The 15,622-nt window shown below is 70.7% G+C and carries 11 protein-coding genes (1 of these 11 cut by a window edge); 7 read left to right on the top strand and 4 right to left on the bottom strand.

Annotated elements, in window-relative coordinates; all coding sequences use genetic code 11:
* Window positions 1–133: 133 nt before the first annotated feature.
* Window positions 134–1,873, top strand: a complete 1,740-nt coding sequence (locus ACFFJB_RS01785; protein WP_376829069.1) for an AMP-binding protein — start codon at window positions 134–136, stop codon at window positions 1,871–1,873.
* 182 nt (window positions 1,874–2,055) lie between these two features.
* On the opposite strand, the gene ACFFJB_RS01780 is transcribed toward ACFFJB_RS01785, so the two are convergent.
* Window positions 2,056–3,381, bottom strand: a complete 1,326-nt coding sequence (locus tag ACFFJB_RS01780; protein ID WP_376829067.1) for an MFS transporter — start codon at window positions 3,379–3,381, stop codon at window positions 2,056–2,058.
* 145 nt (window positions 3,382–3,526) lie between these two features.
* Here ACFFJB_RS01780 and cyoA point away from each other — a divergent pair, with 145 nt between their 5' ends.
* From cyoA to ACFFJB_RS01750, 6 genes are all read left to right on the top strand, one after another.
* Window positions 3,527–4,702 (top strand): ubiquinol oxidase subunit II, encoded by a 1,176-nt coding sequence (cyoA, locus tag ACFFJB_RS01775; RefSeq protein WP_376829065.1) that lies wholly within the window; start codon window positions 3,527–3,529, stop codon window positions 4,700–4,702.
* Between the two features lie 23 nt (window positions 4,703–4,725).
* Window positions 4,726–6,738 carry a cytochrome o ubiquinol oxidase subunit I gene (gene cyoB, locus ACFFJB_RS01770; protein WP_376829063.1) on the top strand — a complete coding sequence of 671 codons (2,013 nt, stop codon included), beginning with the start codon at window positions 4,726–4,728 and terminating at the stop codon, window positions 6,736–6,738.
* Window positions 6,739–6,740: 2 nt separating this feature from the next.
* Complete coding sequence (gene cyoC / locus ACFFJB_RS01765; RefSeq protein ID WP_376829061.1) at window positions 6,741–7,367, top strand: cytochrome o ubiquinol oxidase subunit III; 627 nt, start codon at window positions 6,741–6,743, stop codon at window positions 7,365–7,367.
* Window positions 7,364–7,756 carry a cytochrome o ubiquinol oxidase subunit IV gene (gene cyoD / locus ACFFJB_RS01760; RefSeq protein ID WP_376829059.1) on the top strand — a complete coding sequence of 131 codons (393 nt, stop codon included), beginning with the start codon at window positions 7,364–7,366 and terminating at the stop codon, window positions 7,754–7,756. Before cyoC ends, cyoD begins: the two co-directional genes overlap by 4 nt.
* A gap of 61 nt (window positions 7,757–7,817) precedes the next feature.
* Window positions 7,818–8,513 carry an SURF1 family protein gene (locus tag ACFFJB_RS01755; protein ID WP_376829057.1) on the top strand — a complete coding sequence of 232 codons (696 nt, stop codon included), beginning with the start codon at window positions 7,818–7,820 and terminating at the stop codon, window positions 8,511–8,513.
* A gap of 84 nt (window positions 8,514–8,597) precedes the next feature.
* Window positions 8,598–9,833, top strand: a complete 1,236-nt coding sequence (locus ACFFJB_RS01750) for an ArsB/NhaD family transporter (protein ID WP_376829055.1) — start codon at window positions 8,598–8,600, stop codon at window positions 9,831–9,833.
* Between the two features lie 174 nt (window positions 9,834–10,007).
* On the opposite strand, the gene ACFFJB_RS01745 is transcribed toward ACFFJB_RS01750, so the two are convergent.
* The 3 genes from ACFFJB_RS01745 to putA all read right to left on the bottom strand — a co-directional run.
* Window positions 10,008–10,607: a hypothetical protein gene (locus ACFFJB_RS01745; protein ID WP_376829053.1), complete on the bottom strand. Its 600-nt coding sequence runs from the start codon at window positions 10,605–10,607 to the stop codon at window positions 10,008–10,010.
* A gap of 74 nt (window positions 10,608–10,681) precedes the next feature.
* Entirely contained in the window at window positions 10,682–10,993 is a 312-nt protein-coding gene (locus ACFFJB_RS01740) for a PepSY domain-containing protein (RefSeq protein ID WP_376829051.1), read from the bottom strand.
* Between the two features lie 1,252 nt (window positions 10,994–12,245).
* Window positions 12,246–15,622, bottom strand: partial view of a bifunctional proline dehydrogenase/L-glutamate gamma-semialdehyde dehydrogenase PutA gene (gene putA, locus ACFFJB_RS01735; protein ID WP_376829049.1) — the 3' portion only. 262 nt of this gene lie beyond the right edge of the window; only the last 3,377 of its 3,639 coding nucleotides appear in the window; its start codon lies off the right edge, out of view; its stop codon occupies window positions 12,246–12,248.

The raw sequence follows: 15,622 nt of genomic DNA, 5'->3' as shown, positions 1-15,622 counted from the left end.
GCGGGGGCTTGGCGTCTGGCGCGGGGGCCTTAACATTTCGTCACGCGGCGCAGGACGTTGCGGCGCCGGCGCCCGTCAGCGGGCGCGCGACGCATGACGGCGAAAACGCATGACGACAAGACGGGAGCAAGGGATGAACGCAACAAGCGAGGATCGCGCGCCGGCCTATCTCGCCAGCGAGGAGGCCTATCTCGCCCATGTCCGCAAGCTGTGGGACGCGCGCTGGCCGCAGGGCGTGCCGCGGACCCAGCGCTACCCGCTCGGCGAACGCACGCTCAGCGACTATCTGCGCGAATGGGCCCGCCGCACGCCGGACAGGCCGGCGATCATTTTCTACGACCGCGTCATCACCTGGGCGGAGCTGGACCGGCTCAGCGACCGCTGCGCCGCCATGCTGGCCCGCGCCGGCGTGAGAAAGGGCGACACGGTGGCCGTGTTCCTGCCCAACTGCCCGCAGTTCATCATCGCCTTCCACGCCATTCTCAAGCTCGGCGCCATCCATGTTCCGGTCAACCCGATGTTCCGCGAACAGGAGCTGGCCTATGAGCTGAACGACACCGGCGCCCGCGTGCTCATCGCCCAGGACGAGCTGCTGCCGCTGGTGGCGGCGGTGCGCGGCGAAACGGCCGTGGAGCATGTTTACGCCACCTCCCCGGGCGAGTTCCTGCCCGAGCGCCCGTTCGGCCCGCTGCCCGCCGGCCTCGACGCGCCGCGCCAGCCGCTGCCGGAAGGGGTGACGGACTTCGTCTCCGCCATGATGGCCGAAACCGGCGCGCCGCCCGAAACGGAGGTGAGCCTCGACGACGTGGCCGCCCTCAACTACACCGGCGGCACCACCGGCATGCCCAAGGGCTGCGTGCACACCCAGCGCGACATGCTGTTCACCGGAGCCAGCATCTGCAGCATCACCTGCAGCATCGGTCCGGACGACGTGTTCATCAATTTTTGGCCGGTGTTCTGGGTGGCGGGCGAGGACTGGGCCATTCTCGGCCCCATCGTCTCCGGCGCCGCCTGCGTGCTGATGGCGCGCTGGGACGCGAAGGCCTGGCTCGCGCAGACCGCCCGCTACCGCGTCACCGTCGCCGCCATGGTGGTGGACAACGCCGTCGAGATCATGGAGCGGCCTGACGCCGCCAGCCACGATCTCTCCTCGCTGCGCGAAACCCTGGTGGCCTCCTTCGTCAAGAAGCTCAACGTCAGCTTCCGCGACCGCTGGCGCGCGCTCACCGGCGGCGTGGTGCTGCGCGAGGCGGCCTGGGGCATGACCGAAACCAACTCGTTCGACACCTTCACCCGCGGCTTCCAGGAGGGGAACTTCGACCTCAACGCCCGCCAGGTCTTCTGCGGCCTGCCCACCGGCGCCACCGACTTCAAGATCATGGAGTTCGGCGGCCGCAAACTTGTGCCGCTGGGGCAGGAGGGCGAGCTGTGCGTGCGCAGCCCCTCCCTGCTGAAGGGGTACTGGAAGCGTCCCGACGCCACCGCCGAAGGCCTGGTGGACGGCTGGCTGCGCACCGGCGACATCGGCATGATCACCGAGGAAGGATTCATCCTGTTCCTCGGCCGGCGCAAGGAGATGCTCAAGGTCAAGGGCATGAGCGTGTTCCCGGCCGAGATCGAGGCGGTGCTTGGCCAGCATCCCTCGGTCACCGGCAGCGGCGTCATCGGCCGCGAGGATCCGGAAAAGGGCCAGGTTCCGGTGGCCTTCGTCATGGTGAAGGACGACACTTCCGCCGACGACCTGCTGGCGTTCTGCCGCCAGCGCCTCGCCGTCTACAAGATCCCGGAGCTGCGGGTGGTGGATTCCCTGCCCATGACCGCCACCGGCAAGGTGAAGAAGGAAGAGCTGGCGGCGATGTTCAACGTGACGTGAGCCGCCGCGCGGGGGAGGGGGCGTCTCTCCTGGCGGCGCCGTCTGCGGCGGCTGGCGGGGCCCGGCGGTCGCCGCGCGTTTTTCGCGCCGCGCCCTTTTTCCGCCGTCGCTCCCCTGTCTCCCTGCGCCTGCGGTCATTCCGCCCGTCCCCGCCGGCGGCGCGCCGCCGCTGCAGGAGCGAATCAGAACAGGTCCTTCCGGTGCGCCTCCCACAGCCGGTTGAGGCGCAGCGCCGCCAGCGTCGTCACCGCGCCGGAGAGCAGATAGGCGCCCGCGGCGATGAGGCCGAAACGGCTGGAGAGCGCCAGCGCCGCCAGCGGCGCGAAGCCGGCGCCGAACAGCCAGGCGAAATCGCTGGTGATGGCCGAGCCGGTGTAGCGGTATTCGCGCGAGAACGCCGAGGCCACCGCTCCTGACGACTGGCCGAACGACAGCCCCAGAATGATGAAGCCCACGATCATGTACACGGCCTCGCCGGCGGGGCCCGCGTCCAGCAGCTGCGGCGCGAAGCCGGAGAAGGCCGCGATCGCGGCCGCCGTCGCCGCCAGCAGGTTGCGGCGGCCGACCCGGTCGGCGATGACGCCGCTGGCGACGATGGCCGCCGCGCCGAAGACTGCGGCGATGATCTCGATCACGAGGAAGTTCGCCGGGCTCGCGGAGGTGTAGAGATAGACCCAGGAGAGCGGAAACACCGTCACCATGTGGAACAGCGCGAAGCTGGCCAGCGGCGCCAGCGCGCCGATGGCGACCTTGCCGCCCTCCACGCGCAGCGTCTCCGACACTTTCTTGGGGTGCAGGTCCTGGTTGTCGAACATGCGCCGGTAGTCGGGCGTCACCACCATGCGCAGCCGGGCGAACAGCGCCACCACATTGATGGCGAAGGCCACGAAGAACGGATAGCGCCAGCCCCAGCTGTAGAAATCCTCCTGCGACAGGTAGTGGATGAAGAAGGCGAACAGGCCGCTGGCCACGATCAGGCCCAGCGGCGCGCCCAGCTGCGGCGTCATGGCGTACCAGCCGCGCCGGTCTTCCGGCGCGTTGAGGGCGAGCAGCGAGGCGAGGCCGTCCCATGTCCCGCCCAGCGCCACCCCCTGGCCCACCCGCGCCGCCGCCAGCAGCCAGATGGAGAGCGCCCCCACAGTCTCGTAGCCCGGCAGGAAGCCGATGGCGCAGGTGGAGGTGCCCAGCAGGAACAGCGCGATGGTGAGCTTGGCGTTCTTGCCCGCCCGGCGGTCGATGGCGGTGAACAGCGCCGTGCCGACGGGGCGCGCGAGGAACGCCAGGGCGAACAGCGCGAACGACCAGAGCATGCCGTCGAGCGGCTCCAGAAACGGGAACACCAGCCGAGGAAACACCACCACCGAGGCGATGGCGTAGACGAAGAAATCGAAGAATTCCGACGTTCGCCCGATGATCACGCCGATGGCGATCTCGCCCGGCTTCACGTGACCGTGACTCTCCGGGGTCGCCGGCAGTGACTGCTCGCTGGGGGCCAGGATCTGCGCCATGGTCTTGCGTCCGTCTTCCCTAGATGCCGTCGGGCCTGCGACCTGGAGTATGCCTCATCATGATCTGAAATGACAGGTTGTCTGGCGGGAAAAATCGTGTGTTAAATAGCACGGCCCCGGCCATGTTTTGCGGGAAGGATGCTCCGTGAAAATATTCCGCACGGCCTTGATGGTTCCCGTCATCGCATTACTTGGCGGTTGCAATTTTGTCGTCCTGCACCCGGCTGGCTTCGTCGCGGAGCAGCAGCGGGACGTGCTGCTCATCTCCACGGCGCTGATGTTGCTGGTCATCGCGCCGGTGATGGCGCTGACGGCGTATTTCGCCTGGCGCTACCGGGCCTCGAACGCGAAGGCCGCCTATGATCCGGACTGGGACCACTCCACCGCGCTCGAACTGGTGATCTGGTCGGCGCCCCTGCTGATCATCATCTGTCTCGGCGCCGTCACCTGGATGGGCACGCACCTGCTCGATCCCTACCGCCGGCTGGACCGCGTCAGTCGCGACGCGCCGGTTCCGGCGGACGTGAAGCCGCTGGAGGTGCAGGTGGCGGCGCTCGACTGGAAATGGCTGTTCATTTATCCGGAGCAGGGAATCGCGGTGGTCAACGAAATGGCCGCGCCGGTGAACCGCCCGGTCCACTTCCGCATCACCGCCTCGGCGGTGATGAACTCCTTCTACGTGCCGGCGCTCGCCGGCCAGATCTACGCCATGCCGGCCATGCAGTCGCAGCTGCACGCGGTGATCAACCGGCCGGGCGAATACGCGGGCTTCTCCGCCAATTACAGCGGCGCCGGCTTCTCGCAGATGCGCTTCCGCTTCCTCGGCCTCGACGACGCCGGTTTCGCGCAATGGGTGCAGCAGGCGAAGGAAGCCGGCGGCGTGCTCGACCGCGCCGCCTATCTGGAGCTGGAGCAGCCCAGCGTGAACGCGCCGGTGCGCCGCTTCGGCGCGGTGGAGCCCAATCTCTTCGATCTCATCCGCAACCTGTGCGTGGAGCCAGGCCGCATGTGCCGCAGCGAAATGATGGCGGTCGACGCCGCCGGCGGCCTGGGGCCGGAGGGGCTGCGCGCGCTCGTCCGCCCGGCGCGGACCGGGCTGGCGCGCCTGCGCCGGCCGGGAGCGTTCGTGGCCAGCATCTGCACGCCCGAGCAGGCGCTGGCCATGGCCTCGGCTGCGCCGGCCGTGGATCCCGGACGCTCCTGGACGCCCGCCGCAGGCCTCGGCCTGCCGCGGCCCGGGAGCGTGGCGCGCCGGCCGGCGGGCGCCGCCGCCGCGCCGCCCCTGGCGGGGCCGCAGTCGCTGCGGCCGGAGCGCTCCTGACGCCGCAACACCGGAGGTGATCCATGGCGACTGACGCCGCCGCAGTCACTTATTCGCCGCTTCTCGGCCGGCTTTCGCTCGCGGCGTTGCCGGTGCACGAGCCCATCCTCGTGGTCACCTTCATCGTCGTGGCGCTGGGGGCTCTCGCGGTGGCCGGCGCCATCACCTGGTTTCGCCTGTGGGGCTATTTGTGGCGGGAGTGGTTCACCAGCGTCGACCACAAGCGCATCGGCGTGATGTACATGGTCCTCGGCCTGGTGATGCTGCTGCGCGGCTTCGCCGACGCCGCCATGATGCGCCTGCAGCAGGCTTGGGCGTTTAATGGCTCGGAAGGCTACCTGCCCGCCCACCACTACGACCAGATCTTCACCGCCCACGGCGTCATCATGATCTTCTTCGTGGCGATGCCGTTCATCACCGGGCTGATGAACTATGTCGTGCCGCTGCAGATCGGCGCCCGCGACGTTTCCTTTCCCTTCCTCAACAATTTCAGCTTCTGGATGACCACCGCCGGCGCCGTGCTGGTGATGATGTCGCTGTTCATCGGCGAGTTCGCGAAGACCGGCTGGCTGGCCTATCCGCCGCTGTCGGGAATCGACGCCAGCCCCGACGTCGGCGTCGACTATTACATCTGGGCGCTGCAGATCGCCGGCGTGGGCACCACGCTGTCCGGCGTCAACCTGATCTGCACCATCATCCGCATGCGCGCCCCGGGCATGGCGCTGATGAAAATGCCCGTGTTCACCTGGACGTCGCTGTGCGCCAACGTGCTGATCGTCGCCACCTTCCCGGTGCTGACGGCGGTGCTTGCCCTGCTTGCCCTGGACCGTTACCTCGACATGAATTTCTTCACCGCCAGCCTTGGCGGCGATCCGATGATGTACGTCAACCTCATCTGGATCTGGGGCCACCCCGAGGTTTACATCCTCATCCTGCCGGCGTTCGGCATTTTCTCCGAAGTCACCGCCACCTTCTGCGGCAAGCGCCTCTTCGGCTATACCTCGATGGTCTATGCGACGGTGGTCATCACCATCCTGTCCTACCTCGTGTGGCTGCACCACTTCTTCACCATGGGCTCCGGGGCGAGCGTCAACTCCTTCTTCGGCATCACCACCATGATCATCTCGATCCCCACGGGAGCGAAGATGTTCAACTGGCTGTTCACCATGTATCGCGGCCGCATCCGTTTCGAGGCGCCGATGATGTGGACGGTGGCCTTCATGCTCACATTCGTCATCGGCGGCATGTCGGGGGTGATGCTGGCGTCGCCGCCGGCGGACTTCGTGCTGCACAACAGCCTGTTCCTGGTGGCGCATTTCCACAATGTGATCATCGGCGGCGTGCTGTTCGGCATGTTCGCCGGCATCGTCTACTGGTGGCCGAAGGCGTTCGGCTTCCGCCTGGATCCGCTGCCGGGCAAGTTCTCCTTCTGGTTCTGGGTCGTGGGCTTCTGGGTGGCGTTCGCGCCCCTCTACGCGCTCGGCCTGATGGGGGTGACGCGCCGCCTGCGGGTGTTTGACGATCCCTCGCTGCAGGCGTGGTTCATCGTCGCCGGCGCCGGCGCCTTCCTCATCTTCCTCGGCATCCTCGCCTTCCTCGTCCAGATCGCGGTCAGCATCTGGAAGCGCGACGCGCTGCGCGACCTGACCGGGGATCCGTGGAACGGCCGCACCCTGGAATGGTCCACCTCCTCGCCGCCGCCGCCCTACAATTTCGCCTTCATTCCGGTGGTCTACGACAACGACGCCTGGCATGACATGAAGCAGCACGGCTACCGGCCGCCGCGCGCCGGCTTCCGCCCCATCCACATGCCGGAGAACACCGGCGCGGGCGTGGTTCTGGCGGCCATCAGCCTCGTGCTCGGCTTCGCCCTGGTGTGGCGCATCTGGTGGCTGGCGGCGGCGGCCTTCGTCGCCCTGGTGGGCGCCGCCATCGTCCATACCTTCAACTACAGTCGCGATCATGACATTCCGGCCGACGAGGTGGCGCGCCTGGAGGCGCAGCGCCTGCGCGACCTGGCCGCCGCGGGAGCTTGAGCATGGCGCAGGCAGCGACCGCAGTCCGGCCGTCCAGGCCCTACCATCTTCCCGAGGAGCCGCATCTGGCCGAGGGCCACAGCACCATGCTGGGGTTCTGGCTCTATCTGATGAGCGACTGCCTCATCTTCGCCATCCTGTTCGCGGTCTACGCCGTGCTCGGCGGCAATTACGCCGCCGGCCCGTCGCCCAGGGACCTGTTCGACCTGGAGCTGGTGGCGCTGAACACAGCGCTGCTGCTGCTCTCCTCCATCACCTATGGCTTCGCCATGCTGGCCATGGCCCGGCGGCTGAAGGGCGCGACCCTGTCGTGGCTCGCCGTCACCGGCCTGTTCGGGGCCGGCTTTCTGGCGGTGGAGCTGCACGAGTTCTCGCACCTCATCGATATCGGGGCCACGCCGTCGCGCAGCGGTTTCCTCTCCGCCTTCTTCACCCTGGTGGGCACGCACGGACTGCACGTCACCTTCGGCGTCATCTGGCTGGTCACGCTGATGGTTCAGGTGGGGCTGCGCGGGCTCACCGCGGCCAACTGCCGGCGGCTTGCCTGCCTCAGCATGTTCTGGCATTTCCTCGACGTCATCTGGATCGGCGTCTTCACCTTCGTCTATCTGATGGGGATGTTGCGATGAACGACGCGGGTCACGACTCCCATGGCGCCGCCCTCCACGACGTCGCGCCGCATGACGCCGCCGCCCTGCCGCACGGCACGCTGAAGGGCTATCTCACCGGCTTCGTCCTCTCGGCCATTCTCACCGCCATTCCCTTCTGGCTGGTGATGGCGGGGCCGTTCTTCAGCAGCCAGACCACGGCGGTCATCGTGCTGGCGCTGGCCGGCGTGCAGGTGGTCGTGCACATGACGTTCTTCCTGCACATGAACGGCCGCGTCGAGGGCGGCTGGAGCATGATGGCGCTCGTCTTCACCATCATCGTGGTGGTGATCGTGCTGGCCGGCTCGCTGTGGGTGATGACCCATCTCAACGCCAACCTGATGGCGCCGGAACAGATGATGCGGCGGTGAGGCGGGCATGCCTTCCCGCGCGCCCCGCGCCGTCCCGCCCGCGCCCGCCCGGGGCCGCGTCGTGGCCGTCGCCGCCGCCGGGGCGGCGCTGGCGCTGCTGTTCTGCGCCCTGGGCGCATGGCAGCTGCAGCGTCTCGCCTGGAAGAACGCGCTTGTCGCCCGCGTAACGGCCGCCGCCCATGCGCCGCCGGTCGACGCGCCCGGCCCTGCGCAATGGAGCCGGGCGCCGGAGATGGAATACCGGCGGGTGCAGGCGCGCGGACGCTTCCTGCACCGCCATGAGGCGCTGGTTCCCGCCGTGACCGCGCTGGGCGGCGGCTACTGGGTGATGACGCCGCTGCGCGCCGGCGACGGCGTGGTGATCTACGTCAATCGCGGCTTTGTCCCGCCGGACAGGAAATCCCCCGCCAGCCGCGGCGCGCCGCCGCCGGAGGGGGAGGTGACCGTATCCGGCCTGCTGCGCCTGCCGGAGCCGGGCGGCGGCTTCCTGCGCCGCAACGACCCGGCGGCGGACCGCTGGTACTCCCGCGACGTCGTCGCCATGGCGCGCCGCGCCGGCCTGTCGCCGGTCGCGCCCTGGTTCATCGACGCCGCCGCTGCGCCGGACGCCCGCGGCTATCCCGTCGGCGGCCTCACCCGCCTGCGCTTCAGCAACAGTCACCTCGTCTATGCGCTCACCTGGTTCGCGCTGGCGCTCCTCAGCCTCGCCGGCGCCGTCGTCGCCCTGCGTCATGGGCGCGACGACGGGCCGGCGTGAGCCGCCCTCCAAAGCAGCCTTTGCCTTGCGGCGCGCGAGACGCCATAAGCGTCGCCATGGCGGCGCCGGACGGGCGGGGGGCGGATGACGACTCTGACGATTTTTCTGCTGGTTTACGTGGCCATGGCGCTTGGCAAGGCGCCTGGCCTGCGGGTGGACCGCACCGGCGCGGCCGTGGTCGGCGCCCTGGCGATGATCACGTTCGGCGTGCTGACGCCGGAGGCCGCCTGGGATTCGATCAGCTATTCCACGATCGGCTTGCTGTTCGGCCTGATGGTGGTGTCCGCCGCCTTCACCATGTCCGGCTTCTACGAGTGGACGGCGCGGCGCATCGCCACGCTGCCGCTGTCGCCGCCGGCGCTGCTCGCCGTGCTGGTGACGGTGAGCGGCGCGCTGTCCGCCCTGCTCACCAATGACGTGGTGGTGGTGGCGATGACGCCGCTGCTGGTCTCCATCACCATGGCGCGCGGGCTCAATCCGGCGCCGTTCCTGCTGGGGTTCTGCTTCGCCGCCAATTCCGGTTCGGCCGGCACGCTCATCGGCAGCCCGCAGAACATGATCATCGGCCAGGAGCTGGGCCTGTCGTTCAACGGCTTCCTGCGCGTGGCCGCCGTTCCGGCGCTGCTGTCGCTGCCGGTGGTGTGGGGGGTGGTCGCCCTGGTCTACCGCAACCGCTGGAAGCTCGATCCGGAGGCGGCCGCGTCCGCCCCGGCGGCGCCCGAGGCGCCCGCCCGGCCGCTCGACGTCATCGAGCTGGCCAAGGCAGCGGTGGTCACCGCCGCGGTCATCCTCGCCTTTGTGTTCACCAGCTGGCCGAAGGATATCATCGCTCTCACCGCCGCCGGCGTTCTGCTGCTCAGCCGCCGCGTCTCGTCCAGCGACATGCTGGGCCAGGTGGACGGCGACCTGCTGCTGCTGGTGATGGGCCTGTTCGTGGTGAACGCCGCCTTCGCCAGCACGGGCGATCCGCAGGCGCTGCTGGAGGCGCTGCGCCGCGCCGGCGTCGACCTGCATGATCCGGTGACCCTGCTGCTGGCGGGCGGCTTCATCAGCAACGTCATAGGCAACAATCCGGCGGTGATGCTGCTGTCGCCGTTCATGAGCGGCGGCGACTCCATGGCGCTGGGCGCGGCGCTGGCGCTCGGGACAGGATTTTTCAGCAATTTCATAGTGTTCGGCAGCCTCGCCGGCATTATTGTCGTGGAACAGTCGGCGGGCCGCGGCGTGACCATTTCCTTCAGCGAGTTCATGCGCGCCGGCGCGCCGGCGTCCGTCCTGTGCACCCTCGTCGCCCTGGTCTGGATCCTGCTGGCCATGTAAGGCCGGCCGTCATGCAAGGCCGCTCACGGGGAGGCGCCCGCGCGCCCTCGGGCCCGTGCGGGCGGCTTCAGGCAGGCGCGCCGGCGCAGGGCGGGCGGCGATGGCGAAGCGCGCCCCGGCCGGGGCGCGCTCCATTCCCGCCGGAAACGCCGTCTGGCGAGCCCGGCCGGGTTTTCAGAGGTAGCGGCTGCGCTCCTCGCGCACCTGCTCGGGCGTGTAGCCGGGGGAGTCCGGGTCAAACCGCTCCCAGCCCTGCTCGCGCCAGGCGGTTTCGCGGGCGTTGATGTCAACGGCGTTGCCGGCATGCAGCGTCTCCTGCGCACGGCCGGCAAGGGCGTCGTCCACGCGGGCTGACACCAGCGAGCCGCCGCGCCGCACGCCTTCGGCGTAAAGATTGGCCTCGTGCTCGGGCACGCCGGCGGACGTCATGGCGCCGACGATGCCGCCGGCGGCGGCGCCCGTGGCCGCTCCGGCGGCGGCGCCCGCCGCGGTGGCGGCGAGCCAGCCGGCGGCGACCACCGGACCCACGCCGGGAATGGCCATCAGGCCAAGGCCCGCCAGCAGCCCGCCGGCGCCGCCGAGCGCCGCGCCGACGCCGGCGCCGGCCGCCGCGCCTTCTCCGGCGTGGCTTTCCTCGCCGTCACCGTCACGCCAGCCGTCGGCGTTGCTGGCGACGATGCTGATGTCGTCCCGTTCCACGCCGAGGGCTTCCAGCCGGTCGGCCGCGGCAAGCGCGGCGGCGTGGTCGTCATACATGGCGGATACGGTTCTCATGGGGTCGCCTCCCGTGTGTGTGTGTGGGCGAAAAGGGGGATGTGGCGGGCGTCCGCCTGTGCGGCGGCGCGCCGTTACTGGCGGGGGAACACGTTGCCCTGGTAGTCGAGGGCGACGTCGTGCTGCACGCCGTTCCTCATGGCCTTGCCGCGCCACACGCCGTCATTGTCCTTCACCAGACCCGAAACGCCGGAAAAACCGGCTTCGGCGATCCGCTCCTGCGCCTGGGCTTCGGTGAAGCTGTTGGCCCCCCTGGCCGGACGGGCCGGCTGCGCCGTGTCCTGGGTGGCGACGGCCGGGGTTTTGGGATCGGGATTGGCCGGCGCCTGCGCCAGGGCGACGCCCGTGGTCAGGCCGAGCGCCAGAAGCGTCAGCGACATTCGCATGTTTATGTCCTCTCACTTGGGAATACGCCGAAATAACGCTGGGTTTCGCCGGATTGTTCCAAGGTTTGTCTGTGTCTGTTAATTGTTGATTGCCACTGTCTTTATGGAATGGCGCAGCTTTTGTTCCGTCCGTCGCGATGTCTTTCCGGCGCGCCGCCGTTTCTTCATGCGGCGGGGTCATGCGGACGGGGCCGCGCGCCGGGCAGGAGCGGCGCGCGCCAGTGTGGGGCGCGGGCCGGGCTGCCGGCGCTGGCCCAGCCGCGCGGCGCTGGCGGCTGGCCGCCGGGGAGGGGAATTTCCGTGGGCGTCTGCGCCGGAATTTGCAGGGGTTCGCCGGCGGGGTCCGGCAGCGACGGCTGCGGCTGGCCGTCCGGTCCGGCGGGGGCGGGCGTTTCCGCCGGCGGATCAGGCGGACGCGCCGGGGTCGGCGGCCATGGCTTTCCCGGTTCGCCGGGCTGCGCGCGCCATGGCCATGGCGGCGGCTCTGGTGATGGGGGCATGGCCGTCTCCTCCGCTGCGTGGGGCGGCGGGGATGTCCCGCGCCGTCCCCGTCAACGGCGGCGCGCCGGTCAATGTTCCGGAACGTCGCCGCGCCGGCGCTCTCCCCGTCATCCGTGGCCGGCGCCGGACGCCGCGCCCTGGTGGGGCCGCAAGGCCGATGACGTTCCAGATGAGGAGCATCATCCGGGTTGGGCCGCCGGGGCCGGGAAAAAAACGGCGCGCTGCCGGCGACGGCGCTTCCGCCGGCCGCCCCTCCCGGCGGCGCGGGGAACGGGCGCGGGAAATCCGGCTCGCGCCGGCGCGGCAGGATGAGGCCAGGCCCGCGGAGGCGAAGGCGGCCAGCGTGCCGGCCACTGGCGTCATCGCTACGGGGCCCGCATCGCACGGCGCAGCGCACAGGCCGACGGCGCCGGCCAGCAGAAAGCCGGGCGGCGCGGCCGTTCCCGCAGGCTGGCGCCGGGGCCGGTCAGGGCGAGAATGCCTGCCCGGGCGCCGCCAGATGCGGCCAGCGAAGGGGTGCGGGCATGCGCGGCGCCCTGGCGCGCTCCGCGGGCGGCGCCGCGATGGACACACGGTGACGCCGTGACGGCATGGCGATGACGTTCCAGCAATATTAATATCGATAATATGTGCTACATATTAACAACTGTTGTGTCTTGGTATTTGATGGCCCGTTAGCTAGTTTTAAGAAACAGTTCAAATGACCAGGAAAATATTGCCGGGCGGCGCCGTTCGGGCGGGGCGCGGGCCGTCAGTCGTCGGCGGCAGCGGCCAGCAGCGCCGCGTCGCCGCCCGACGCGGCGGTGTTGATGGAGATGCAGGTTTCCTCCGCCAGCCGGGTCAGCGGCCACAGCGCCGGATTTGCGGCGACGGCCTCGGGCGTGGCGGAAGCAATGGTGACGATGGGGCCGTCGCGGGCGGCGATCTGCTGGCGCAGGGCGATGATCCGCTCCGGATCGCCCTCGATAAACGCTGTCGTGGCCGGGAAGGCCGGATCCGGCGCCTCCCGCCAGTCGAGCAGCGCCGCCGCAACCCCGGGCAGCGGCGGCCGTCCGCCGGCGAAGGGACCGGCGATAACCTGCGCCTTCGGCACGCCGCAGGCGAGCAGGGCGGCCGCCATGCTGTACAGCCCGGTGGCGCTGGCCGGCGCCAGCAGCGCCGCTGGCGCCGGGCGGACGTCGAGCAGGTTGCGTTCGCCGGCGGGCCCCGGCAGCGTGATACGCCCGCGACGGGGGGCGAGGGCCATCATCCGTCGCGCGGCTCCGGCCAGCGCCTGCATGCCCTGGTCCTCCAGCCAGCGGGCGAACGTTTCGGCGGCCGCGTCGCCGCCATTCGTGCGCCAGTCCGCCGGCAGCTCCCGCATCAGCGCCGGCAGCATCAGCGGTCCGCCCGCCTTGGGTCCGGCGCCGGACAGGCCGCGCCCGCCGAACGGCTGTGACCCGACCACTGCGCCGATCATGCCGCGGTTGACGTAGATGTTGCCGGCGCTGATGCGGGCCACGACGCCGTCCGCCGCGCGCTCCAGCCGGCTGTGCAGTCCGAACGTCAGGCCATAGCCGGCGCCGTTGATGGCGTCGATGAGCGCGTCGCGCTCTGCGCGCCGCCAGCGCAGCACGTGCAGGATGGGGCCGAACGCCTCCTCCGGAACGTCGGCGAGACTGTCGATTTCGATGATGGCCGGCGCGACGAACACGCCGCTGGCGGTCTCTGGCGGCAGCGGCAGGCGGGTCACCCTGCGCCCGGCGGCTGCGAGCCGCGCCACATGGGCCTCCAGCCGGTCGCGCGCCGCTGCGCTGATCACCGGTCCGATGTCCGTGGCGAGCCGGTCCGTGGGGCCGGCCGCCAGTTCGCGCATGGCGCCGTGGAGCATGCGCAGCACGGGGCCGGCGATCTCTTCCTGCAGGCAGAGCACGCGCAGCGCCGAGCAGCGCTGGCCGGCGCTGTCGAACGCCGAGGCCAGCACGTCTCCGACCACCTGTTCCGGCAGCGCCGAGGAGTCGACGATCATGCAGTTGAGACCGGCGGTTTCGGCGACCAGCAGCGGGCCGGAGCCGTCCGGCCGCACCCGCGTCGCCAGCGTCCGGGCGATGGCGCGCGCCGTTGCGGTGGAGCCGGTGAACAGCACGCCGTCGACGCCCGGCGCGGCGACGAGGGCGGCGCCGGCGCCGGCGTCCCCCGGGGCCAGCTGCAGCGCCGTGCGCGGCGCGCCGGCCTCATGCAGGATGCGCGTCGCCTCGGCGGCGACCAGCGACGTCTCCGGCGCGGGTTTGGCGATCGCCGCATTGCCGGCCGCCAGCGCCGCGGCGATCTGGCCGGTGAAGATCGACAGCGGAAAATTCCACGGACTGACGCACAGCAGCACTCCGGCGGGGCGACCTCCCGGCCCCATGGCGCGGGCCGCGGCGGCGTAATAGCGCAGGAAATCGACTGCTTCGCGCACTTCGCCGAGGGCGCTGGCGGCGGTCTTGCCGGCCTCGCGCATCAGCAGGCCCATGAGCGTCGAAGCCTGCGCCTCCATTGCCGCCGCGGCGCGCTCCAGGGTCCCGGCCCGCCCGGCGGCGTCCACCCAGTCCCACGGGCGCGCCGCCGCGACCACGGCGGCGGCGTCCGCCGCGGCGAGGTCCCGGCGCTCCCCCACCACGTCGCGCAGGTCGCCGGGGTTGCGGACGGCCCGCGGCGGCTCCGGCAGGATTCCGGCCGCCGCCGTGACCGGCGCGCAGCGCCACGTCCTGGCCGCGGACTGGCGCAGCGCCGGCTGCAGGGCGGCGAGGGTCTGCCCGTCGGAGAGATCGGCGCCGGCCGAATTGCGTCGCAGCAGGCCGAAGAGGTCCGCCGGCGCGCGCACCGCCGGATGCGGCGCGCCCGGCTCCGTCATCGTCCGGATGCGGGCGACCGGGTCGGCGACCAGCGCCTGCGCGTCCGCGCGCGCCGCCTGCCGCACGAACGAGCTGTTGGCGCCGTTCTCCAGCAGCCGCCGGACCAGATAGGAGAGCAGCGTGTCGCTGGTTCCCACCGGCGCATAGATCCGGCATGGCGCCTCTCCCGCCAGCTGGTCATACAGCGGCTCGCCCATGCCGTGCAGGCACTGGAGCTCCCACGAACCGGCGGGGCGGTCGCGCGTCAGCGCGAGGATGGCGGCGACGCTGCGGGCGTTGTGCGTGGCGAACTGCGGAAAAAGCGCGTCGCCGGCGTCCAGCAGCCGGCGCGCGCAGGCCAGCCATGACACGTCCGTGTAGACCTTGCGCGTGAACACCGGAAATCCGGAGAGTCCGGCGATCTGCGCCCGCCTGATCTCGGTGTCCCAGTACGCGCCCTTCACCAGGCGCGTCATGATGGAGACGCCGGCGCGCCGGGCGAGATCCGCCAGCCAGTCGATGACATGCGGGCAACGTTTGCCATAGGCCTGCACGACGAAGCCGAGTCCCGCCCATCCGGCGAGATCCGGATCCAGCCGCAGCCGCCCGAACAGGTCGAGCGACAGCTCGAGCCTGTCGGCCTCCTCGGCGTCGATGGTCAGGCTGATGTCATGGCGGCGGGCGCGCAGCGCCAGTTCTTTCAGTCGCGGCCCCAGTTCGTCCATCACCCGTCCGGCCTGGGCGCGACAGTAGCGCGGATGCAGCGCCGACAGCTTCACTGAAACCCCGGGGCCCCGCACCGGGCCGAGGCCCGCCCCGGCGCGGCCGACGGTCTCGATGGCGTCCGCGTAACGGTGGAAATGGCGCGCGGCGTCGTCGGCGGTCAGCGCCGCCTCGCCCAGCATGTCATAGGAGTGGCGGTAGCCGCGCCGCTCGCGCGCCGCGCTCCGTCGCAACGCCGTCCGGATGTCCGGCCCGGCGACGAAATGGCGGGCGAGCATGTGGACCGCGAGATGCGCGCCGGCGCGGACGACAGCCGTCGCGAGGCGACGCGACGCGCCGCCGTCCGCGCCCGTGACGGCGCGGCGGGCGAGGTCCAGCGCCAGTGAAACGGCGCTGACGGCCAGCGGACGGCCCCGTCCGGCGTGGGCGCGCCAGTCACCTGCCGCGAGGGTTTCCTGGATCAGGGCGTCGCGGGTCGCGACGTCAGGAATGCGCAGCAGCGCTTCGGCGAGGCGCATCAGCGCCACGCCTTCCGCGGTCTGCAGGCCAT

This window comes from Camelimonas abortus, assembly GCF_042432745.1.
GTDB lineage: Bacteria > Pseudomonadota > Alphaproteobacteria > Rhizobiales > Beijerinckiaceae > Camelimonas > Camelimonas abortus.
This window is presented reverse-complemented; position numbering and strand designations above follow the sequence as displayed.

Bases quoted from the DNA above. Each gene is read 5' to 3' on its own strand.
- ACFFJB_RS01785 (WP_376829069.1), top strand. From the start codon at position 134: ATGAACGCAACAAGCGAGGATCGCGCGCCGGCCTATCTCGCCAGCGAG.
- ACFFJB_RS01780 (WP_376829067.1), bottom strand. From the start codon at position 3,381: ATGGCGCAGATCCTGGCCCCCAGCGAGCAGTCACTGCCGGCGACCCCG.
- cyoB (WP_376829063.1), top strand. From the start codon at position 4,726: ATGGCGACTGACGCCGCCGCAGTCACTTATTCGCCGCTTCTCGGCCGG.
- cyoC (WP_376829061.1), top strand. From the start codon at position 6,741: ATGGCGCAGGCAGCGACCGCAGTCCGGCCGTCCAGGCCCTACCATCTT.
- cyoD (WP_376829059.1), top strand. From the start codon at position 7,364: ATGAACGACGCGGGTCACGACTCCCATGGCGCCGCCCTCCACGACGTC.
- ACFFJB_RS01750 (WP_376829055.1), top strand. From the start codon at position 8,598: ATGACGACTCTGACGATTTTTCTGCTGGTTTACGTGGCCATGGCGCTT.
- ACFFJB_RS01745 (WP_376829053.1), bottom strand. From the start codon at position 10,607: ATGAGAACCGTATCCGCCATGTATGACGACCACGCCGCCGCGCTTGCC.
- ACFFJB_RS01740 (WP_376829051.1), bottom strand. From the start codon at position 10,993: ATGCGAATGTCGCTGACGCTTCTGGCGCTCGGCCTGACCACGGGCGTC.